This window comes from Levilactobacillus fuyuanensis (assembly GCF_003946395.1).
GTDB classification, from domain to species: domain Bacteria; phylum Bacillota; class Bacilli; order Lactobacillales; family Lactobacillaceae; genus Levilactobacillus; species Levilactobacillus fuyuanensis.
In genome coordinates this window covers 1-22,130 of the sequence record NZ_RHNZ01000028.1, presented here as the reverse complement: position 1 = coordinate 22,130, position 22,130 = coordinate 1, and the positions used below count along the sequence as shown (strand labels likewise).

General features: G+C 44.9%; 20 protein-coding genes. 12 read left to right on the top strand and 8 right to left on the bottom strand.

Going from position 1 to position 22,130, the window contains the following annotated elements:
- Positions 1 to 153: 153 nt before the first annotated feature.
- The 4 genes from EKM73_RS11835 to EKM73_RS11820 all read left to right on the top strand — a co-directional run bounded on the left by EKM73_RS11835 (position 154) and on the right by EKM73_RS11820 (position 2,691).
- Positions 154 to 405 carry a hypothetical protein gene (locus tag EKM73_RS11835; protein WP_125702063.1) on the top strand — a complete coding sequence of 84 codons (252 nt, stop codon included), beginning with the start codon at positions 154 to 156 and terminating at the stop codon, positions 403 to 405.
- 598 nt (positions 406 to 1,003) lie between these two features.
- Positions 1,004 to 1,873, top strand: coding sequence for an NmrA family NAD(P)-binding protein (locus tag EKM73_RS11830; protein ID WP_125702062.1), 870 nt, complete (start codon positions 1,004 to 1,006; stop codon positions 1,871 to 1,873).
- 129 nt (positions 1,874 to 2,002) lie between these two features.
- Positions 2,003 to 2,416 (top strand): GNAT family N-acetyltransferase, encoded by a 414-nt coding sequence (locus EKM73_RS11825; RefSeq protein WP_318531134.1) that lies wholly within the window; start codon positions 2,003 to 2,005, stop codon positions 2,414 to 2,416.
- A 23-nt stretch (positions 2,417 to 2,439) separates the two neighbouring features.
- Positions 2,440 to 2,691, top strand: a complete 252-nt coding sequence (locus tag EKM73_RS11820) for a hypothetical protein (RefSeq protein WP_125702060.1) — start codon at positions 2,440 to 2,442, stop codon at positions 2,689 to 2,691.
- 109 nt (positions 2,692 to 2,800) lie between these two features.
- Here EKM73_RS11820 and EKM73_RS11815 read toward each other — a convergent pair whose 3' ends face one another.
- From EKM73_RS11815 to EKM73_RS11795, 5 genes are all read right to left on the bottom strand, one after another.
- On the bottom strand, positions 2,801 to 3,226 hold the full coding sequence (locus tag EKM73_RS11815; protein ID WP_125702059.1) for a MarR family winged helix-turn-helix transcriptional regulator: 426 nt from the start codon (positions 3,224 to 3,226) through the stop codon (positions 2,801 to 2,803).
- 606 nt (positions 3,227 to 3,832) lie between these two features.
- Entirely contained in the window at positions 3,833 to 5,290 is a 1,458-nt protein-coding gene (locus tag EKM73_RS11810) for a glycoside hydrolase family 32 protein (RefSeq protein ID WP_125702058.1), read from the bottom strand.
- Between the two features lie 16 nt (positions 5,291 to 5,306).
- A complete protein-coding gene (locus EKM73_RS11805; RefSeq protein ID WP_125702057.1) occupies positions 5,307 to 6,659 on the bottom strand; it encodes a glycoside hydrolase family 172 protein in 1,353 nt (450 codons plus the stop codon).
- A gap of 75 nt (positions 6,660 to 6,734) precedes the next feature.
- Complete coding sequence (locus EKM73_RS11800) at positions 6,735 to 7,982, bottom strand: oligosaccharide MFS transporter (protein ID WP_125702056.1); 1,248 nt, start codon at positions 7,980 to 7,982, stop codon at positions 6,735 to 6,737.
- Positions 7,983 to 8,158: 176 nt separating this feature from the next.
- Positions 8,159 to 9,136, bottom strand: coding sequence for a LacI family DNA-binding transcriptional regulator (locus EKM73_RS11795; protein WP_125702055.1), 978 nt, complete (start codon positions 9,134 to 9,136; stop codon positions 8,159 to 8,161).
- Between the two features lie 355 nt (positions 9,137 to 9,491).
- Here EKM73_RS11795 and EKM73_RS11790 point away from each other — a divergent pair, with 355 nt between their 5' ends.
- On the top strand, positions 9,492 to 12,032 hold the full coding sequence (locus EKM73_RS11790) for an AAA family ATPase (RefSeq protein WP_125702054.1): 2,541 nt from the start codon (positions 9,492 to 9,494) through the stop codon (positions 12,030 to 12,032).
- A gap of 106 nt (positions 12,033 to 12,138) precedes the next feature.
- Here EKM73_RS11790 and EKM73_RS11785 read toward each other — a convergent pair whose 3' ends face one another.
- Positions 12,139 to 12,657, bottom strand: a complete 519-nt coding sequence (locus tag EKM73_RS11785; RefSeq protein ID WP_125702053.1) for a MarR family winged helix-turn-helix transcriptional regulator — start codon at positions 12,655 to 12,657, stop codon at positions 12,139 to 12,141.
- A 151-nt stretch (positions 12,658 to 12,808) separates the two neighbouring features.
- On the opposite strand from EKM73_RS11785, the gene EKM73_RS11780 reads away from it, so the two are divergent.
- Positions 12,809 to 13,744 (top strand): ATP-binding cassette domain-containing protein, encoded by a 936-nt coding sequence (locus tag EKM73_RS11780; protein WP_125702052.1) that lies wholly within the window; start codon positions 12,809 to 12,811, stop codon positions 13,742 to 13,744.
- Between the two features lie 16 nt (positions 13,745 to 13,760).
- Entirely contained in the window at positions 13,761 to 14,534 is a 774-nt protein-coding gene (locus EKM73_RS11775) for an ABC transporter permease (RefSeq protein WP_125702051.1), read from the top strand.
- 142 nt (positions 14,535 to 14,676) lie between these two features.
- Here EKM73_RS11775 and EKM73_RS11770 read toward each other — a convergent pair whose 3' ends face one another.
- Both EKM73_RS11770 and EKM73_RS11765 read right to left on the bottom strand, forming a co-directional pair.
- Entirely contained in the window at positions 14,677 to 14,868 is a 192-nt protein-coding gene (locus tag EKM73_RS11770) for a hypothetical protein (protein WP_125702050.1), read from the bottom strand.
- Positions 14,869 to 14,998: 130 nt separating this feature from the next.
- Positions 14,999 to 15,928 carry a tyrosine-protein phosphatase gene (locus tag EKM73_RS11765; RefSeq protein ID WP_125702049.1) on the bottom strand — a complete coding sequence of 310 codons (930 nt, stop codon included), beginning with the start codon at positions 15,926 to 15,928 and terminating at the stop codon, positions 14,999 to 15,001.
- Positions 15,929 to 16,172: 244 nt separating this feature from the next.
- On the opposite strand from EKM73_RS11765, the gene EKM73_RS11760 reads away from it, so the two are divergent.
- The 5 genes from EKM73_RS11760 (at position 16,173) to EKM73_RS11740 (ending at position 22,018) form a co-directional block, all read left to right on the top strand.
- Complete coding sequence (locus EKM73_RS11760; RefSeq protein WP_125702048.1) at positions 16,173 to 16,637, top strand: VOC family protein; 465 nt, start codon at positions 16,173 to 16,175, stop codon at positions 16,635 to 16,637.
- A 119-nt stretch (positions 16,638 to 16,756) separates the two neighbouring features.
- Complete coding sequence (locus tag EKM73_RS11755) at positions 16,757 to 18,409, top strand: SWIM zinc finger family protein (protein WP_125702047.1); 1,653 nt, start codon at positions 16,757 to 16,759, stop codon at positions 18,407 to 18,409.
- Positions 18,410 to 18,772: 363 nt separating this feature from the next.
- Positions 18,773 to 19,993, top strand: a complete 1,221-nt coding sequence (locus tag EKM73_RS11750) for a Firmicu-CTERM sorting domain-containing protein (RefSeq protein ID WP_125702046.1) — start codon at positions 18,773 to 18,775, stop codon at positions 19,991 to 19,993.
- A gap of 70 nt (positions 19,994 to 20,063) precedes the next feature.
- Positions 20,064 to 20,663 carry an exosortase family protein XrtG gene (gene xrtG / locus EKM73_RS11745; protein ID WP_125702045.1) on the top strand — a complete coding sequence of 200 codons (600 nt, stop codon included), beginning with the start codon at positions 20,064 to 20,066 and terminating at the stop codon, positions 20,661 to 20,663.
- The gene (locus EKM73_RS11740; RefSeq protein WP_125702044.1) at positions 20,663 to 22,018 is read left to right on the top strand and encodes a TIGR03111 family XrtG-associated glycosyltransferase; all 1,356 of its coding nucleotides are present in this window, start codon (positions 20,663 to 20,665) and stop codon (positions 22,016 to 22,018) included. Before xrtG ends, EKM73_RS11740 begins: the two co-directional genes overlap by 1 nt.
- Positions 22,019 to 22,130: the final 112 nt, after the last annotated feature.

Here is a 22,130-nt window from a genome sequence, read left to right as displayed (position 1 = left end):
GCGCCTTGAGACGCTGGCCAGTAACCCAGGGCTTATAGCCCTCGAGAAAACCACCCGTTCAACGGGTGGTTTTTATTGGGAAAAATTGTCACTAGCGGTCACTAGAGAGACCGCTGTTGACCGAAATTTTAGCATAGAGAAAAGAGATTGAATTTGGCAGATAAAGAAGTAACCCAGATTGAAATGATGAAGATTATCGCGCTGTTCCGTAAAGAAGGGTTCAAGGGTGAGTATGAAACCTTCCAACGCGTGAGTGGCACCGACCGTGAGTTCTTTGTGGTCATGAGTAATGAACAAGGGATCAAAGCACTGTTCCGGGCTAGTTTGATGTTGAACGCCGTGGAGTTCCAGTATGTGTTGGATGACAAGCATACGTTTGTGACGGAAGATGCAGACGCAAGCTAAGATTGAAAATGTCCCACTAATCAAAGTGTTGTCGCCAAATAACTAATTAAGACCAATAGAAAAGACCTCGCTACATGCAATTTAAACATGTAGCGAGGCCTTTTCTATAATGACGCGATGGATTGGGTCGGGGTTTACCACTTAAACCCCAGTCATCATCGTTAAGGGTAACGCTTAGATTAATCAGTTATCCCTCTGAATTGCTGCTCGAGGAAGCTTTAAATTCAAGCAATCATCAGGCCAAAGACCGGCGATTGATCCAGTAAACGGCCACAATCAATGGCAGGGTCAATCCCATAACTGGGTAAAACCGGGGGCCAGTTGATGGCTAGTGGTGGAGCCGCAACAGTTGATCAAGACGGCCAAGAGGCTAACGCTGGATTACCTGAAGGCACATTTTGAAAAATTCTATTTAATTGACTAAATCTAGTTACTCAAAAATACGGCCAGACTCCAACCAATTGGAACTAACCGTATTTTTTTGTTTAAGCCGTGAAACTGCGGTAAATTGAAATAGTTCACCAAGGTGTAAATCCTTGATAAAATACCTGCCTTCACGTAAAATTAGCTCATTCTATGGTCTTGATGGGAGTCTATTATGGCAGATAAAATCTTGGTAATTGGTGGAACCGGTAATATTGGGTGGCCCGTAATTGAATACTTAAATCGGCAACATGTGAAGGTCGTTGCTGGGACACATAATATTAATAAGGCGACTGCCAAATTAGGTGGTTTGGATGATGTCGAAGTTAGACATTTTGATTTCCTGGATCCCAATACATTTGAAGATGTGATGGTGGGGGTTAACAAGGTCTTCTTTGTTCGGCCACCACAGTTGGAGAAACCAAAACGAGACATGTTACCGTTTTTAACTTACATTAAGCAAAGACAGATTCAACAGCTTGTGTTTATTTCGCTATTAGGTGTTGAAAAGCTTCCTAATATGCCCCATCATGCGATTGAGAAAATGATTCTTGACCTGGGGATTCCCTATACCTTTATTAGGCCAAATTACTTCATGCAAAATCTAAATACCACACACCAGGAAGATATCTTCAAGGATCATGATTTGTTTATTCCTGGAGGTCATTCCCGAACGAGTTTTATTGATACCCGAGATGTTGGAGAAATCGCGGGCGTGACATTATTAAATCCGAAATACCTTAATCAAAAGATAGATATCACAGGTCCAGACTCTTGGTCATATCCAGAGATAGCTGAAATGATGACTGATCTTCTGGGGGTTGAATACAGGTATAGTAAACCCAGTCTGTGGAAGTTCCGTAAGGCCATGATAAAGCGCGGAGTAACCAAAGATTTTTCCAAAACGTTGGTGACCATATATGTTATTCAGCAAGTTGGGACCATTACGGCCAGAAAAGTTAACAGCAATGCGGAGAAGATACTTGGCCATCGTCCACGAAGCTTTCAAACTTATATTAAGGACTATCAAAAATACTTCAAGTAGTCCTTCTGACTCGGAGCCGCCTCGCATATGGGGACGGCTTTTTCGTGGGAAAAATTGTCACTGGTTTGACGAAAGTCGGGTGTAAACTTGGTTGATTTGAAGGCATATTGCGCAGATGATTTGGATTCGGTGTTGTGTCTCTTTCGGGAGACGGTGACCAGAGTTAATTGCCGAGATTATTCGCCAGAGCAGATAGCAGCGTGGTTAGGGCCAGTTACCGATGATGTTAGGGCTAATTGGCAAGCTTCCTTGTTGAAGCATCAAACTTATTTAGCATGGCAGGGAAATACGGTGGTTGGTTTTGCGGATATGGCGGCAACGGGGTACTTGGACCGACTGTATGTCAGTGCTGATCATCAAGGTGAGGGTATTGCCACGAAGCTAGTGACGACACTAATGCAGGCCGTTCCGGTGGCCGTGTATACGACTGATGCTTCAATTACGGCGCGGCCGTTCTTTGAAGCACAGGGCTTCCAGGTGACCAAACAGAACGTGGTGGTTCGAAACGAGATTCCGCTGATTAATTTTACAATGAAAAAATAAACAGAAGAGAAAAGAGATTGAACTTGGCAGACAAAGAAGTAGCGCAACTTGAAAAAATGAAGATTATTGGCTTGTTCCGCAAAGAGGGTTTCACTGGCGAGTACGACAGCTTTCAACGTGTCAGTGGCACTGATCGGGAATTCTTTGTGGTGATGAGCAACGAACAAGGTATCAAGGCACTATTCCGGGCAAGTTTGATGTTGAACGCCGTTGAGTTCCAGTATGTACAGGATGACAAGCATACGTTTGTGACGGAAGATGCGGACGCCAGTTAGGATTGCCAATGTTCCACTACTCAAAATGCTGTTATTAAATAACTGATTAAGATCAATAGAAAAGGCATCACTACACATCTTTGGTATATAAGCGTGTGTGCACGCCAAATCATTTCCCTTCTAAGTTGGCATTAGCGCGTCGGGCTAATGCTAGAAATTGTTGTTGTTCTTCCGGCGTAAAGCCAGCGAAAAGTTCCGCACTCGTTTTCCAACCATGCTGATCAAGTTGGTCGTATTTGGTTGCGCCTAGCGAAGTCACCACGACGAGTTTCGAGCGGCCGTCGTCAGGATTGGGCACTAGTTTCACGACCCCCGCAGTTACCATGTGTTGGACAATCACCCGGGCAGTTTGGTGGGTAATCCCTTGATAGTCCTTAAACATCGCGATTGTTTGATGGGAATGTTCCGCAAAGTATCGCAAGGCATCCCCTTGCTCTGTGGTTAAATTCAAATTCTTAATGTGTAAATTTCGGCGCTGCTTAATTCTGTGAGCCAGTTGCAGCAGCTGCCGTGAAATCATGTCGTCTCTATTCATGTGATCACCTCATGAGTATATTGTACAGTATACTGTATACTTTGGTAAGGCCAATTTTATTTTTAAAGTGGAAAAAGGTCTTTGCTGTTGTTTCAGCACTATGCAATGTCCCTGTAGTATGGTTAGTTTTTAAAGAGATATCAGCGCCTGTTGCAATGGCAGTGGACGCAATGCTGTTGGCTGGAGAGGAGACGTCGATTTCCATGGATTCCTGAGGATTATATGAAGAAGCGAAACGGTTTAAAGCTTAAAAAGCGGCGATACCTCATCGAAAGGAATCGTCACTTTTGCTGTCTATAGTTACTGTCAGTTCTGACATAGGAATATTTGTAGTAGGGCGGACCTGTTGATACGAGTCTTGGATCGTCCTTCTTTAAGCAGGATATGCGTATTACAAGTTAAGTACCCGGAACGAAGTAATAGCTGTTTTCGTGACCGATGTTTGGAGCCAACGAAGGAGTCGTGACATAACTAGCCCCTCAAAAATGAGATTAGTTATGTCATGACTCCTTCGATTTAAATCTTAATGTCACAATTTCAAGCTACAATTACGTAACGTAAGTTGGTAACTACTAAAACAGATTTTTCTAAACGCTCCGACAGTCTCTAAATCGTTTTATCCAGTTTCCATGCAGAGAAGGCATTAACAACAAATGGTTTTTGATTATCGCAAACCAACTTCATGGTCTTTAGCTTAGCTTCTGGATAAATGCGATTCGTAATTGTCGTCTCGCCATTATTAATGAAAGCTTCGATTGAATTCGTATCCAAGAAAATATCGAAATCAATGGTATCTCCGGTTCCCTCATAGGGTGCTTTACAGATCTCCCGCTGTTCAACGCTGTAGTTTGAACAGTCTAAAATAATTTCTGATTTTTTCAAATCAACTGTTAATTTGCAGTTTTGAGTGGTGTCTTCACAATCAGCAATTTCCAATTCAATTGTGCCGGCGTAATTTTCTGGTATCTGTAAGTTGAATTTCAGTTCTGAAGCTTCAGAAATGTCTTGTTCAAGATGAGTAACTTCCTGGTTCTTGATTTCACGGAGCTGATCAACTCGAATCGTCTCTAGTTCTTTGATTGGTGTTTGATAGAGACGGCCATTCTTAATCGTAACTTCGCGTGGAATCGTCATTGCACCCGACCAGCCATCATCTGCTGTTGGCATTTTTGAGAACCATTGACTCATCCAAGCAATCAGAATATGCCGTCCGTCTACGTCCATGGTCTGTGGTGCATAGAAGTCGTTCCCATAATCTAGAATGCCTTGGCCGCTCTGTTTAAAGCTGGGTTCCTTTAAATTGGCCTTTCCTGAGATATAAATTGGTTTCTGATTAACTGTCCCTTCCATTGGGGAGACAATTAAAAAGTCATTTTTATCCGATAAAATAATGTTCGGGCATTCCCACATCGTCCCTTGTTTACCATTACTTTGGGCAAGAATTCCAAGATAGTCCCATTTCAGAAGGTCTTTACTGCGATATAAAGCAAGTTCACCTAACGTTTCGTTATGGGTTCCAATCACTGAATACCAGGTGTCATCAACTTTGAATAATTTTGGATCTCTAAAATCCTTAGTCGCTTCTTTAGGGAAGTTAGGAATTACAGGATTCAAATCGACCTTATCAAAGTTAATGCCATCACTTGAAATTGCGATGTTTTGCGTTTGTGGAATTTCTTTACTATCAACATCTCCGGTATACATCAAAACTAAGTCATCGTTTTGCGTCGTTGCGGATCCTGAAAAACAACCATAGCCTTCAATGTTGGGGTCGCAGTCATAGGCTTCCGATGGGGCAAGTGCCACTGGCAGATATTCCCAATGCAATAGATCTTTGCTTTTGGCGTGACCCCAATGCATGGGACCCCATGAGGTTCCGTGCGGATAAAATTGGTAGAATAGATGGTACTCACCTTTATACTTGATAAACCCGTTTGGATCATTCATCCAGCCAATCTGTGGCATAAAGTGATAATTCAGTCGTGACGGTGTCTTGGCGACTACTTGTCCCTTTTCAGAGATTTTTCGAGTAAGTTCAGTTATATTTACCTTTTGGCTATCCATGACTTACCACCTTCTTCTAATCGTTCTCTTTTTGATATTTGCTTCTTACCGCTTTGGCATCCGCAAGATTACCCTTTTCAGCACGGTGGGTTTTATCAAATTTAAGTTGCATTTCTTTGTTTTTACCTGCTGAGTACCACTCGTTTCTCTTTTCAGTCTTGGCGTATGCTTCTTTTTGTTCTTTTGTTAGCGTAGGCTTTTCAGCATCGCTCAATGTTGGGACATCCATTTTGGCAACGACTGGAATACGTTTCTCAACTGGTAAAATACTTAATTTTGGAGAAGGCAAAGTTTGATACCAATAAGCCGTTGAAGCCCAATCGTCGGAAAGGTGGTTAGCATGTCCATGTTCAATGGTTACCTTGATTTCTTTAGAGAATCTGACGGGATCTGGGAGATGGAATCGATAAGAAACCTGATAACCCGGCATGTCGCTTTCATGAATAATCGACCCATTATACAGGAAACTATTCTTCTGCATTCCCCAGGCATGACCGAAGTAGTCCTCAGTCCCGGTACCATTGATACTTGGGACTTTTTCACCATCGACATAGATCATATCGTCACCTTCACCCCACCAGCTGCCTTGGAAGTGAGTAACTGAAAGATTACAACCGACATAGTGACCTTTTCCTTTAGTATCTAACAAGACGTAATTATCTTTACCTGATAAGTTGCTGATATCTTGGACTTCAGGACTGTTTACTTGTAAATCATCGCCCCATCCACGACAGGGAAGGTTACGATTCCAGTTTGCATGAAAGTACAGAGTATCTTTTGGCAAAGGCTTTTTATACATTTCATAATCAATATAGAAGTATAGCCCAAATGGCAAGTCACCTTGATTAATAATCTCAATCTTAGCTTTCTTATTAAATGGCATTGGGAAATAGCAATTTCTAGCAGCAGGTGCACCAAACTTATTGGCTTCTTCGGGTTTTACAGAAACGTTGAATGGGGCGGATTGGAAATTCCCTGGTAACGAGTTTCCAATACAGAAGAAGTCGCCTAATGGAGCTAAAATGCTTGGTGTATCTTCGTCATCCCAGGTGATTTTAAATAATGCCGTCCGGTAATAGAAAGGATCTTGTTCTTCCCAAGTAACACCTAACGGATTGGCAATTTCATTAACAGGGGCAACGTGGCTCCCCATAATAGGATCGACAATCCCAGGTCCGATTGTCTTGCGACAGAATGAAGTCATCCACATATGCGTGATGCAAGCGGGACCTTCAATCTCACCTAAAGTAATCGATTCTCCTGCTGGAATCATCCAATAATCTTGATTTTTCCCATCTTGATCATAACTTGATAATCTGGCAGTTCTTGCGTCCTGACTCTTAGTTAAATAGTCTAAATTATTTTTCATGGTTAGTTTTCCTTTCCTGTAAACCTGCTATTACTTTATAGTAGCTAATCAATTAAGCTGGTTATTTCAGTGCAATTAGGATAGTGGGTCACCTCCTACATTCTGGTCGTCCTTTTCAATAAAGAAGAAGCCGAAGATGACGGCGATAAATACAATGGCAGCAACAAATAAGAATGTCGATCTGTAGCCTAAGTTGTCGCGCAGAATCCCCAGGGGAGTTGATAAAATAATTTGTCCAACTTGGGCGGCAATTTGAAAGCCAACCATATACAACGTTGCTGACAATTTAACATCGTAATGCAGTGTAAAGTATCTGATAATGGCTAACATAAATAGGGGAACCTCAATGGAATGTAACATTTTAACCAATGAAATCATGATGATACTTTTGGCAATGCCACATCCGCCGATTCTGATGAACATAACCGTAACACCTAAGAGCAATGTTTTTCTGACACCGATTTTCTTCATCACATAGGGAATAACAATCATCATGATTGATTCTCCAAAAACCTCTAGTGAATTTAATAAGCCATAGATTCTTTCACCCGCATTGGGGGAAGCAAATAGCTTTGTATAAAATCCAGGAAACATTTGTTGGTCAAAAACTGTGTAGAAGGTCCATGACAACATGACAAAGATAATCATTTTCCAAACATCTAGTCGCTTTAAAACGCGGAACATATCTTTGATTGAAGGTGAACTATTATTTACCTCTTTCTTTATGTCTTTATCTGGATACCAATATTTCAACTCTAAAAATAACATCAAGCTTAAAACTGAACTAGCGATAAAATTTAAATCGGGATTGATAGAAAAGATGAGGCCTGCAAAGATGGCAGAAACTGCATAACCTAAGGAACCAAACATCCGCGCATGACCATACTCAAAGTGTGTCCGTCTACTGATTCGTTCCGATAATGCTTCATAGACAGCTGTAGCTGCCAGGAATCCCATCGATAATAATAATGAACCCAATATCAAGCCAACTAAGAAACTATTCTTTAATAAAGGGCCATATACAAAGATGAAGAACGGGCCAACAAGGACTGATATCAGAGAACAGACTAATAATAAGCCACGCTTAATATCTAATTTATCTTGAATCCCACCGTAAACTGTCATCAAAATAACTGTAATAATCGAATTTGCCGAAAATATCTCGCCAACCTGCGTTCCAGACATATGCAGGGTGTTGGTTAACCAAATTTGAAAGAATGCCCACCATATTCCCCATGAACTAAAATAAAGAAATAACGTCGTTGCACTCTGCAAGTAGCTAGGATTTTTTATTTCTTGTTTCAGATTTATGCTATTTTTCATGATGTTAAACCAAGTTCCTTCTCATTCCGACTGGGAGAGTTGCTCCTGCGTTTCCATGGCATTCGCAACCAGTCAATATTTGTATGTAACCGGTTGACATACATAGCGAAAAGTAAGCGCTTAACAAAATATATTGTAAGCGCTTACTTTAGATATGTCAACCGGTTCCATATTTTTTATCCGGTTTTTCCTTGCCAAACTGAAACTGGGAAGGTTTGATCATTACGATAATTACCGTCAGTAATTCGCCGTAATAGGGTCTCAACGGCACTGTTAGCCATGTCGTCAATTGGTTGAACAATGGTTGTTAAATTTGGCAGCAACAGTTTAGTCATGTCGGCGCCATCATAACCCACGATTTTTAAATCATTGGGAATCCGCCGGCCCAATTGTGTGGCGATATCCATAACCATCGCAGCGTCCATATCATTTGAGATGAACATACCATCAACGTCTGGGTGTTCATGAAAAATTTCGCGGATTCGTTTTTGTTTTTCGATTTTATTTAAATCAAAATCAATCGTATAAACAACTGGCTTGAGCCCGTATTTAGTCATTGTGTCTTCATACGCCTGGCGCCGACGTTGGGCGGGACTTTTAATCGTCTCGGGGTCGTTGGTATGAATGATAACCTGACAGCCATGGTCAATCAGTAGTTCCGTTGCCAATGTGCCACCCATGTAGTTGTCAGACGACACCACTGGAATGTCACTATTCATGGTACTGTCAATTGCCACGATGGGAAGATTGGTATGCTTATATTCTTCAACGCCTTGATTATGGGAGCCAATAATTAGACCATCTACCTGATGCGCCATCAACTCCTGTAGATAAAGCCGCTCTTTGTTCGAGTCATTCATCGAATTACCAATCAAAACTTTGAAACCTTGTTTAAAAAGCTGTTTCTCCATCGTAGCGACTAGTTGCCCGTAAAAAGGATTATTGACCGTTGGGAAAATCAAACCAACGAGTTTCGTTTCTTGTTTAAATAATTGCTGGGCGACCACGTTCGGACGATAGTTCAATTCATCCATAGCCGCGTGAACCTTTTTAACCGTTTCCGCGCTAAGATAGCCGCGCTTATTCAGCACTCTTGAAACTGTCGTTTTTGAGACACCGGCAAGCTTTGCCACGTCTTCCATTCTTACTTTCATAACGTCACCTAGATCATTATTATTAAAGCTTATTATAGCAGATGGTACCGAGTTTGTATGTGCGCGCAGTAGTGATGAAGATTATTGGATCAATGACAAGCATACGTTTGTGACGGGAGAAACTGAATCAACGAGCCTATTGAATAAGACTAGCCCCAACTGCGGAACTAGTCCTATTTTTAGTTGAAAAAGAAGCTCCTTGTCAACCGGTGTTGATGAAAGAAAATTGAGAGGTTCAATTCATTTGCGAATTGAACCTCTTTTTGACCCTTAGACTTGACTGTAACGTTACAGGATAGGTTAAAATGATAAGTATCATGAACGGAACTAAAGGCAAAGGTGGACAAGTATAACAATGAGTGATAAACAACGTGAACATATTAGTGTACGTGGTGGGAACGTCCATAATTTAAAAAATATTGACGTGGACATTCCATTGAATCAGTTTGTGGCGATCTCAGGTCCCTCGGGCTCCGGAAAGAGTTCGTTGGCCATGGGAATTTTATATGCGGAGGGGTCGCGGCGGTACCTGGAGGCGCTGTCCACCTATACCAGACGGCGAATTGGCCAAAGCAAGCGGTCGCAGGTCCAGGAAGTTCGGCACATTCCCTCTGCTATTGCCCTACGACAACGGCCGGGAGTCCCCTCCGAGCGGTCAACGGTGGGGTCGATGAGTGAGCTGTTTAATGTTGTGCGCCTCATCTTCTCTCGGCTCGGCTCGATGGTTTGTCCCAACGGGCATCGGATCGCGCCCAGTCTGAAAGTTGCCCAGGCTATGGATCTACCGGGTGGCGCGGACAGCAAGATGGGGATCGTGACCTGTCCGGAGTGTGGCATTGAGTTCATGGCGAAATCAGCCGAAGACTTTGCCTTCAATTCCGGCGGTGCCTGCCCAGAATGTCATGGGACGGGGACGGTTCAGACCTTAGACGAGGATAAGCTGATTGGTGATGAGAGTCTCAGTCTAGCCGAAGGGGTCGTGGCTTCATGGCATCTGCCTGGCCGAAACTTTATGCCGACGGTGGCGGAAACGCTGGGCGTACGCATTGACGTGCCCTACAAGGACCTCACCGACCGGGAGAAAGACATTGTCCTCAATGGCGCCAAGAAACAGTATCCCGTGGACTTTCGGACGTCGACCGGTCGCGTCTTTCATACCGACAACACGCTGTATGAGAACGCCCACGAAGCAGTCTACGATTCCTTAAAGACGGTGAAGAGTGACCGAGCCATCAAGAAGGTCAACGAATTTTTCCATTTCTCTGTGTGCCCAACCTGTCACGGGACGCGGCTAAATCCAGAACTCTTGACGCAATTAGTTGGGGGTAAAAACATTGCGGAAGTCTCCGACCTGACTCTGGGATCGTTAGCCGGGTGGCAAGCTGCGGCGCAAAGTGCGTTGCCGATTGAGATGAAGGCCATGGCTGACGTGCTCTTCAAGAATCTGACGGATACGTTGCGGCCCTTGCTGGAACTAGGGCTAGATTACCTGACCTTATCGCGGAACGGCAATACATTGTCGACCGGAGAACTCCAACGACTCCAACTAGCCAAGACCATTCGGACGGAGACGACGGGGGTCTTGTACGTGCTGGATGAACCTTCCATTGGGTTACATCCCGATAACGTTAAGGGGCTCATCCGGATTTTTCGGGAACTGATTGCCCAAGGGAACTCCTTGGTCGTGGTCGATCATGAAGTCGACATCATTTCAGCTGCCGATTGGGTGATTGAGATTGGTCCTGGGTCGGGGGATGCCGGTGGTCAGATCATTGCCGAGGGAACGCCCCAAGATCTAGTGGGGAATCCTCAGTCACTGATCGGACCTTACATTTCGGGGCAAGCCAACATCATGCATGACAAGGTGCCCGCTAGTCAGAAGGCCAGCGCGCTCACCACGAGTTTTGAGGTTCAGAATTACTTTAATCTACATGATGTGGCCGTGACCATTCCTGGTAACGAGATTACCGCTGTTACTGGGTTCTCTGGTGCTGGTAAGACGAGTTTGATTTTGGACAGTCTAGTCCCGGCCATTCAGGCGGCGAAGAACAAAGCCGCTCTGCCGAAACAAGTGACGACCTTGGAGACGCATTTGAAAGATGTGGTGTCCGTGGATGCCAAACCGATTGGGAAGAATGCCCGCTCGACGATTGCCACCTATACCACCATCATGGATAACTTGCGTCGGATGTTTGCTAATTTGCCGGAAGCTAAGGCCAAGAAGTTTGGTCTCGCTTACTTCTCGTACAATAACAAGCAAGGGGCTTGTGAGCAGTGTGGTGGACTGGGCACCATTACCCTGGATATTCAATATTTGCCGGACATGGAAGAGGTCTGTCCTTACTGCCACGGTGCGCGGTATAAGGATGAGATTCAACAGATTCGGTGGCACGGCTATAGTATTGTCGATCTGCTGAACTTATCGGTCCGTGAGGCGTTAGCCGTCTTTGAAACAGTCCCTAAGATTGAGAAGCAGCTTCAGTTGCTGGATGAAATGGGACTGGGCTACCTGCACTTAGGCGAAAGCACGCCGAGTCTGTCCGGTGGGGAAGCCCAACGGCTAAAGCTCATGAGCCACTTGAACAAACGCCAGAGCAAGACCCTGTTTATCTTCGATGAGCCCTCCGTCGGTTTACATCCCCGAGACGTGCAAACACTACTGGGTGTAATTAACAGCCTGAAGGCCAAGGGGGCCACGATTATCATCATCACGCATGACCTTGATCTGATGGCTAACGCCGATTACCTGATTGATCTCGGGCCCAAGGGTGGGCAAGCCGGCGGCCGGTTGATGGCCAGCGGTGAGCCGCAACAGTTGATCAAGACGACCAAGAGTCTAACGCTGGATTATCTAAAGGCGCATTTTGAAAAATTTCATTTAGTTGATAAAATATAGTTATGAAAAATACGGTCAGTCCCCAAATGGGACCAACCGTATTTTTTGCGTAGATACAAAGTCACTAATGCTGAGGGGTGACGCAGACGCCATTGTTTAGAATAACCTACATAAACCAGTCGCGCAGGTGATCCGCCACAGTTGCCTTAAACTTGTTAGACTGCGTTGGCGTCATCGCATCGATTTCGTCATAAAGATTATCATTGATCTTCGTTAAAATTTTTGTGAGTTGCTCCAATTCAGTATTCGTCAGTGAGTCCAAATACGCTGGGACCTTTGACGTTTCAGTTGCTGCGGTTTCACGGCCCAGATCGGTCAGCCGGATGATGGTCTTACGACGATCGGTCGTTGACTTTTCCTTGGTGACCAGTTGTTTCTTGACTAGTTTATTAACAAACTCGGCTGTCGATTGCACCGCTAAATTGAGGCGTGTTGCCAATTCTTTTTGTGACAGACCGTCGTCTTGCGATAGCGCTAGTAGAATCTTTCCTTGGCCCTGAAATCGCAACGGACGGTCACCCTTGTCTGCGTGGGTACGTTGAGCTACTTCGTCGGCGGTATGGCTGACCATGCCGAATTCAATCAGCTTACCAGCCGCATTTTTTTGTTTCGTTAAATTAGGCATGTCATCGCCCTCCCTAAAGCCATTATACCCGACATTGGCTGATAGAGGCATTAAGGATTTTACCAAAGGTGTTGACAAATTCATCAGGGGGCCTTATTATAATTTTAGTCAGGGGGACCTGATTAAAAGGTAAAGCTAAGAGGGGATTAAGATGACAGCAATTAATGCAATTGAAGTGAATCATTTAACTAAGAAGTTTGGCGAAAAAACAGTTGTAGATGATATCTCGTTTAACGTCCGGCAGGGAGAAGTCTTTGGGCTACTCGGGCCTAACGGTGCGGGGAAGACGACGACGTTACGGATGATGACGACCTTACTCAAGGCTGATGCGGGCCAAGTGAAAATCTTTGGTCATGATACGGTCAAAGAGGGCCGACTGGCGCGGTCGATGTTTGGCCTCACGGGTCAGTATGCGTCGGTTGATGAAGATATTTCGGCTCGCGAGAACCTGATGATTTTCTCCCGACTAAACGGATTGTCACGACAGGACGCTAAGCAGCGGACGACGGAACTCCTTAGCGAGTTCTCCCTGGAAAATTCCGCGGATAAGGCGTTGAAGAACTTCTCCGGTGGGATGCGCCGGCGCTTGGACCTGGCGGTTAGCCTGATTACGCGACCGACACTTATCTTCTTAGATGAACCCACAACGGGCCTGGACCCACGAACGCGTAACCAGATGTGGGACACGATTCGCCGGTTAGTGAAGCAGGGCTCAACAGTGGTCCTGACGACCCAGTATCTCGACGAAGCTGACCAACTGGCAGATAATCTAGCCATCATTGATCACGGCAAGGTCGTGAAGATGGGAACGCCAGCCGAACTCAAGCAACAGATTGGCGGGACTAAGTTGAATTTCACCGTGAGTCATACCGCCCAAGTTGCCCAAGCAGTGAAGTTATTGGCTGACCAGGTAACAGGGACCATTCAACAGGTTGGGCAACAGTTGAGCATGAGTTTAGCGCAAGTTACTCAGTTAACGCAAATTTTAGCGACATTAAAGCAAGCCAAAATTAATATCGATCATTTATCGGTTAAAGAACCCTCGTTGGATGATGTCTTCATGAATTTGACGATTGGCAAGAACTAAGAAAGCGGGATGCAAAATGGATGTACGAATGCACAAGGGTAACGTCTTTATGAATACGGCCACGATGGCTTATCGGAACTTATTAAAGACAATTCACAATCCAGATAACTTTATGGATGTAATTATTCAACCGGTATTATTTATGCTAATGTTTGGGTACTTATTTGGGGGTGCCATTGCCGGTGGCGTTCAAGCGTATCTGCCAACGATCGTCCCGGGGATTCTCATTCAAACGATGTTATCTGCGGGGTCCGGGTCAGGCGCACAAATCAGAGAGGATCTCGACTCTGGCGTGTTTGATCGTTTCAAGTCGTTACCGATGGCTCACATCGCGCCGTTAGCCGGTCAGCTCTTTGCCGATAGCTTACGCTTGTTGATTGCGACAGTGACGTCGTTGACGACGGGCTATCTCATGGGCTGGCGTCCAGGCGTTGGGTTCGGCTGGATCGTTGCGATTGGTCTGTTGGCAATCGTCACGGGATGGGCACTGTCCTGGGTGTTCGCACTGATGGGCCTGTTAGCCAAGAGTGCGGGGGCCGTCAACAGTGCGTCACTGATGACGATGCTGGTACTCTCATTCATGTCAAATGCCTTTGTTCCTTTACACTCACTGACAAAGCCGCTGCGGGTTATTGCCAACTTGAATCCAGTGACCTACGTGATTACCGCCATCCGGCAGATTCTGGCAACGGGGAGTTGGACGCATGAAGCCTTGCTGGTCTTGGTCGTTGATGTTGTGATTGTCGCGATCTTTGCGCCGCTGGCTGTTTGGGCATATGACCGTAATTAACTTAGATCATAGGTGCAGTGTTAGGTCTAATTGAATCGACAGTTTGCACGAGAGTAGCTATGAAAGCAACTAGACTGTTTTGAAGGCCTGGTCGCTTTTTTTGGTGGTTAAATCATTTGAGATTTAAGGCTTGACTATATACCTAGTAGTGGTGGATTGCATGCTTGGTCGTTGCTTTGATGCGGCACCAGTCGTATTGGTTGTCTTGGTTGGCGGTTAGGTCGATTTTGACTTTGCTACCGGCCGTTAGTTTAGCGTTCTGCCAACTGAACGTTTTTAAATATAGCGCAAGACTGTAATGGCTTTGTACGACCAAAGTAATGTTTAAAGACACGTAGCAATTTGACAAGGGCGAGGAGAAAATGCGAATCACCGTTGTGCTTTGTTGATAAAATAAATGCCCAGAGTTGGTTATCAGTTCCGACTCTGGGCATTTACCGTATCATTTGAAATTTAGAGAATGATTATTTAGCAGCCGTCAGGTAGTTTGCCCGCAGTTGCTTCAGTTGGGTGTTGGTTAAACCAAGACCCTTGTGCAGGAAGTTATCCATGTTCCCGTACTTCGTGTTAACAGCCTTGTACATGGTGTTCAAGTAGGCCATCTTAACACCATTTTGTGCTTTGAAGTTGGCAACGACAGTAGGGGTAACCGTCTTGCCTTGGGCTTTCCAGCCAGCTTCTTGCTTCTTCAGATTTTCCTTATTCGTTTGGGCCAGGTATGTATTGGATTTTAAGTAATCCTTTGCAATGGCCTTTTTGTTGAAGTTCAGTGCGGAAAGAACGAGGACAGTTCCCATGCCGGCCCGGTCCTTACCTGCAGAACAGTGCCAGAGAACGGCCTTGTTCTTGGGATTCTTCAATAATTGGTGGAACAGTGACTTGTAGGCCTTACGTCCCTGTGCGGTGGTGATGGCATCGTGGTAAGACTTCTTCATCATCTTGTCACCGGCATTCTTCTTAGAGAAGTCGGGGAAAGCACCGAAGGACTTGAAGACGTTGGCTTTGACCAGCTTGACGCCCTTCATCTTGACGTCGGGACTCATCTTTTGTTCCACAACGGTCCGTAGATCGACATCGGTCGCCACGTGATAAGTCTTAACCAATTTCTTTTGGTCGGATTTGGATAACTTGGATAAGGTGTTCGAACGGATCAAACGGTGGGCCTTGATCTTTTGGCCGTGGCCGTTCACGTAGCCCCCTAAATCACGTGCGTTGGATGCGCCTTGAAGCTTGATGTGGGTCGACGTAGACTTGACTGTTTTAGCTTTGGCCCGTTTAGTGGTTTGGGTCGTCTTGGTCTTGGCGGATGCCGTGATGGTCGACAAAGGTTGTTGCCAACCTAACGTGGTGGTCAATAGCAGGGCAGTGACTAAGGTACTCATTCGTTTATTCATTTTGTTAACTCCTCCTCTTGGCTTGGTACAGTATCTAGAATACTAAGTGGATGTAAAGGAGTGATGTTGATTGTGTAAAGATAAGGGACAGCACTGAAATTGGCTATAATTCCGGTTATGATAGCGGTTTATACTGGGAATTCGAGGAGATGAGAACCATTACATTTAGCAGACATTAAGCCTTGCATCTGGTGGTTAAATCCGGTAGGCTTAACAAAAAATAGGGTTCGCCAGGAGGCTACTGATGGATAAGATTGTACCAAGTTTGTGGTTTGCGGATAATAATTGCGATGAGGCCATTCACTACTATTTGAAAGTTTTCCCCAATTCAACGGTGGACGCCGTGACGTACCATCCGGATGAAAAACTAGATGCCCATTTCGATGGGATGACTGGGAAGATTTTAACTGCTGAATTCCACTTGAACGGACAGAAATTCTTAGCACTCGATGGTGGCCCGGACTTTCGATTCAACGAAGCAATTTCGTTTACGATACTCTGTGCGGATCAAGCTGAGATTGACTATTATTGGGCAAAACTTTCCCACGTTCCCGCTGCCGAGCAGTGTGGTTGGGCTAAGGATCGCTTCGGAATTTCTTGGCAAATCGTTCCTCAAAACATGAGTGAGCTGACGCAAACGCCAGCTCAGATCCAGGCGATGATGCAGATGAAGAAGATTGAGATTGCAGCATTACTTGCAGCTAAGTAGCTCACATTATTGCATACGTTTAGTGAGGATAGGTCTGAGAAGGGCTTATCCTTTTTGTATTCATTGCCGATTTTGGTATAGTGGGGTTAGATATAATAATTTTGAAGGGAGCTGGCCACGTGGAATGGGAAGATGTCTTCCAATCGCAGATCTTGGATCGCGGGTATGACTACTATCAACGGGGGTTAGTCACTAACCTTAAGCAGACGTCAGATGGGGTACAAGCCACAGTTAAGGGCAGTAAGGCCTATCATGTGACCGTGTCTGTCCAGAATGAACAGGTCGTTGATGCCGAATGTAATTTTCCCTATGCACAGGGTGGAAAGTACTGCAAGCATATGGCTGCCGTCATGTTTGCAAGTTTTCCAGATGATGAAATGGAACAAGCCACCCCAAAGTCACAACCAACTGGGCTAGGTGTTGTCCAAATGGTCTTGTCGGCTACTGAGCAACAGGTGCGAGACTTTTTGACGGAAACCTTGCTAGCGGATGGTGATCTGGCTGCCAAATTTGCGTTACGAGTTGCGCCCAAGAATGCCGAAAATGATCGACAACTTTATCTGCAACAAATCAGTGATATTATTGAAAGTTACCAGGATTACAGTGGTTTTATTGATTATCAATCGGCCGGACCGTTTGAGGAAGAACTGTCGACGTTTATTCGTGAAAATATCCAGGCAGCTCTCGACCAACAGCACCCCAAGTTGGCTTTCCGATTAATCAATAAGGTGGCTACTAAACTAGCCAGGGTAGATATTGATGATTCAGATGGAGAAATTATGATGTTGGCGCAGGCGTGTCGGGATATTTGGCAGCAGGTGATCGACCAAGCAGATGCCGCCCTGAAACGGCAGGCCTTCACCTGGTTCCAAAAACATTCGCAGGAGTCTATGGGAGCGTTTGAAGAGGATGTTGAGGACCTACTCTTCAAGAACTTTACGGCTCCCAAATTCTTACAGAAGAAGCTGACGTGGACGGCAGAAAAGCTTGATGATGCTGAAAAGGATGGAAGTGAATGGCAAGCTGAGCAGTGGGCGATGTTCCACCTGAAAACACTGGTTAAATTGGACGCTGCGGATGACGAGATTGAAGGCTTCTGTCGCGCCCACATCAGATATGATGGTGTTCGACAGTATTACGTAGACTTTTCGTTACAGCGTGAAAGGTACGATCGGGCGATTCAGATATTAGTCAATGGTCGAAAGCGTGGGCAGATCGATGGCCTGAATGGCTTGGTTCAAAAGTACAGTCGCCAATTACTCACGCTGTATAAGCGGTTGGAGCGACCAGAAGCCTATCGTCAAGAACTGTGGAATTTTGTGACAACATATAGTCCAGCCGACCTGGAGGCCTACCAAGAATTGGAGACGCTATATCCGGCGGCGGATTGGCCGACGGAACGTGAGAAACTATTAGCTGCATTGCCAAAGCATGCGGACGTCGTCCAACTCTACGCAGAAGATCACTTAGACCAGAAATTGCTGCAGACGGTGTTAGCACAGCGGGGACTAATTGGCGTTCAGACTTATGAAAAATTGTTAAAGCCCAAATTCTCCCGGCAGTTGCTCCAGAAGTATGTAGCAGTTGCCCAGCAGATGGCGGAACAAACGGGTGACCGGCAACATTATCGCGACATCGTGAAGGTTTTAAATAAAATGACGACTTTTCCAATGGGTATGAGCACTGCTGACCATCTCATTCAGGAGTGGCGAGTCAAGTATGCACGGCGACCTGCGATGTTGGATGAGTTGAAGCGGTTTGATAGTGCATAAATATAAGTCCAGTAAAGGTCAAATCGTTTCTCGCTGGGGTTTTACTCTCAGGGCCTAAACGCTTTTTGAAAGCAGAGAGGTGAACATTTTCCTCTAGAATACTGATTCAGGGGCGCTTTAACCAACAAGTCGGCATTACAAATAGTGTGAACTAAAATTGCTTTTAATAATTATGCGTATCTGGATAGAAATATTCAGACCCTACACGTTTTCAAATCCATTAAGTAGATAGTAGGAAGAATTGTTATCTTGCTTAATTTACTTGAATGGCATAGTATAACCATGTATAGAGAATTTCCGTTTAAAAGTAAGTAATCGACTGAGGAGAAGTCTGAGACGTTTCCGAAGGGAGGAACATGAATTATGAAGTTGTGGAAGTTAATAATGACGGGGGTCGTTACGCTGGGACTAGCCGGCGTGTTTGTAACGGCACCAACGCCCGTAACTGCCCAAGCCAGCGATGGTGTGAGCATTGATGGTGATTTTTCCGATTGGAAGGATGCTGATGTCGTTGAGGGGAATAATCAGAATGCATCAGCGCTCAAAAACGATGGGCAGTATTTAGATATGTATGTCAAGATGGAGTATGGTGGTATCCCACAGAATGGTAATTATTTACTCACAATCGACGGGAAAACCTACTACCTGATGCCCAAAAATATGACTGGTAGCGTTAGTGCTGGCGAATCAAAGGCATTTAGCTTAGTTGCTGGTACCTGGAATGGTGCGGATCAGTATGGCACTGTTGGATCGGGATATGTGTCTAATGTGAAATCGCATAACGTTGCTGAATTTCGTGTTGACTTGACAAAACTGAAGCTCTCGCAGTCAGCCGATGGTAAGGAAGCTTCCTTCATGAATTACGATATTGGTAGTAATCCAGCAAAGGCAACGATTAACTGGTCCGGTTCGGCTGATAGCAGTTCAAGTGTTGCGGCTTCTGGTGGAACTATCGATGGTAAATCTGATGAGAGTTCTAAGGGGACGACACCGACAGATAGTAATGCCAATAATGACAATGATAATCTAAACATTAAGATTGACGGTAAATTTGAAGATTGGAAAGATGTTGACTTAACTGAAGGTTATGATGGTTATACGGCAATGGTCAGTGATGGGGATTATGTTTATGTTTACGTCCAAATGAAGGACAATGATGTACTCCCTGGAACTGGTGATTACAATTTTGATATAGGTGGTAAACAGGTTTATGTTTCGACTAAGCATATGCCAAACAACGTCAAAGAGGGAGACGCCGAGCCTGTTTCCTTCGTTGCTGGTAAGTGGCAGGAAGGCGATCAGTACGGGACAGTTGGTAATGGATATTCTTCTACGAATAAGAATGGACATAATATTCTCGAATTTAGAGTCGATCTCAGAAAACTCGATGTTTCCACAATGACCGGCCAAACCATCACCATGTACAACCCTAACATTGGTGACAAAAAAGTTAGTGTTGCCGGTGGGTCAACTGGTCCTTATATCATCTCTGGTATTGGTTTAGCCATTGCGGGTCTGGGTTACTTGAAATTCAGAAAGTCTGGTAAGGCCAAGCATAAGGATGATCCAACGTTGACAAAGTAAGTAACTTTGTGTGGTAGACGTTAGCGAATACCAAAGATAGTTAACAAAACAATTAATAGGACTGGTGTTCATGGACGTAAATATCCTAGTGGGAACGGTGGTGTGGCTATACGCCTTATCAGTATTGCGCAGAGCGCGACTCTCTGCCTACTTCTTCATTGTCGGAAGTGCCGGACTCTTCTTCATTCTCACATCACTCAGTCATCCGTATTGGATCTGGTTCTTTACGCATGCGGTGATCCATGGGGTTGCACTATTTAGTGACATTACCCACTGGAGCACGATCATGTATCACACCGGTATGGTATATATTACGAACGGGACCAATCCCGTAATCATGTCAATTGACTACGAATGTTCCGGTATCATTGAAACCTGCGCGTTTGTCGGCTTGGTGGTCTTCTTTCCCACGTATCATCGGAAAGAAAAAGTGTTTTATGCACTGTTTGGGTTATTTTACATCTATGCCATTAATGTCTTACGATTGTGTATCGTTATTGTCATCGTTCATTTTGGCGGTGGACAATCATTTTTCCTGGCGCACTCGGTGATTGGCCGACTGGTTTTCTATGTATTAGTAATTGCTCTGTATTACAATGTCTTTACCTATTCTCAATTGGCACGTGGTATCTACCGGGAGTTCATTGATTGGAGGCAAGATAAACTTTGATGTACTGGATTAATTTAGCCCTGACCAAAATGGGTTTCTGGATTACTTGGGCCCTGATTCCGATCGTGGTTGAAATTATTCCAGCACTCATTTCTACCTTTAAGTTAATGCGGATGCGGCGTCATCAGAAAAAGTTGACGCCGCCAGGCAAGTGGCCCTGGGTCACGATTATTGTCCCGGTCTACAATTCAGAAGAGACCTTATTTGAATGTATCCAATCAATTAACGACCAGACGTACCCTAAGAGTGCCATGCAGGTAATCTTGGCAGATAATCAGAGTACGGATGGGAGCTTTGGTGCCTATGCCAAGGCACAAAACACGTTTCCAGAGTTGATTTTGCGGTATGTCAATACGGATAAAGGGAAGGCACGGGCACTGAACACAGCCATCTATCAGAGTATTGGAATTTACGTCATCAACATTGATAGTGATGGCTTATTGGAAGCTAGCGCTGTGAAAAACATGGTATTGCAGTTCGAAAACGATTCGAGTATCGCTGCCATGACCGGTGCCATTCTTCCGCAGCGAGAATTGGTCAAAGGGGTTAAAGGCTGGGGACACAGAATTCTAGCTAAAAATGAATATTATGAGTATGCGCAGGCCTTCTTGTCAGGTCGAACGATGGAAGCCGCCCGTGATCAATTGTTTACGATGTCGGGGGCGTTTTCCGCGTTTCGGCGAGAGGTCCTGATGGAAACGTTCCTCTACGACGTTGATACCATTGGTGAAGATACGGATATGACCTTTCAAATTCGGACGCGGCTGGGCAAGAAGGTTGTTATCTGTGCGGATGCAATCTTTTATGTCGAGCCGATTTCTGGGCTATCCGAACTATATGCGCAACGGCAACGGTGGCAACGCGGGGAACTGGAAGTTACAGAAAACTATATGAAGCGATCAGCTGAACTGAAGGGGTTCTTCAAGAATTTCTTGGTGCGGCGTATGATTATTGATCATACATTTGCGTTTCCACGGATGATTTGGACCTTTGCGAGTTTCGCATTGATTGCTTTTGGGTATTCGCCACTGGTTATTCTGTTATCTTACCTGGTGATTTATGCGCTGTATGTCTTTGTCGCTGTCGTCAATTTTGCCAGTGTGCTTCTTCTGATGCACGAGTATCCAGATGAGCAGCGTTTTTACAAACGTTTGTGGTGGGTGACGCTGACGTTGCCTATCTACATGTTTATCTGTTCGTGGATTCGACTGGTTGGGATTATTAATGCGATGACGACTAAAGCGTCGTGGCGGATGCGTGGCTTCAATGAAGAAGGTAGCCGGGTAATGGCGGTGTTGCGTGACGATGTTGAAACGATTCGTGAGCAGCGGCGTAAGGACAGGAAAGGAAAATGAGTGATGCAGAAGCAACGGACTTATAAAATTAAATCGGGAGTGTCAAATTTTTTGTGTAAATGGAAGTCCTCTCCCATTAGCTAGCTTCTAATACATGGATTCTAACGTATCT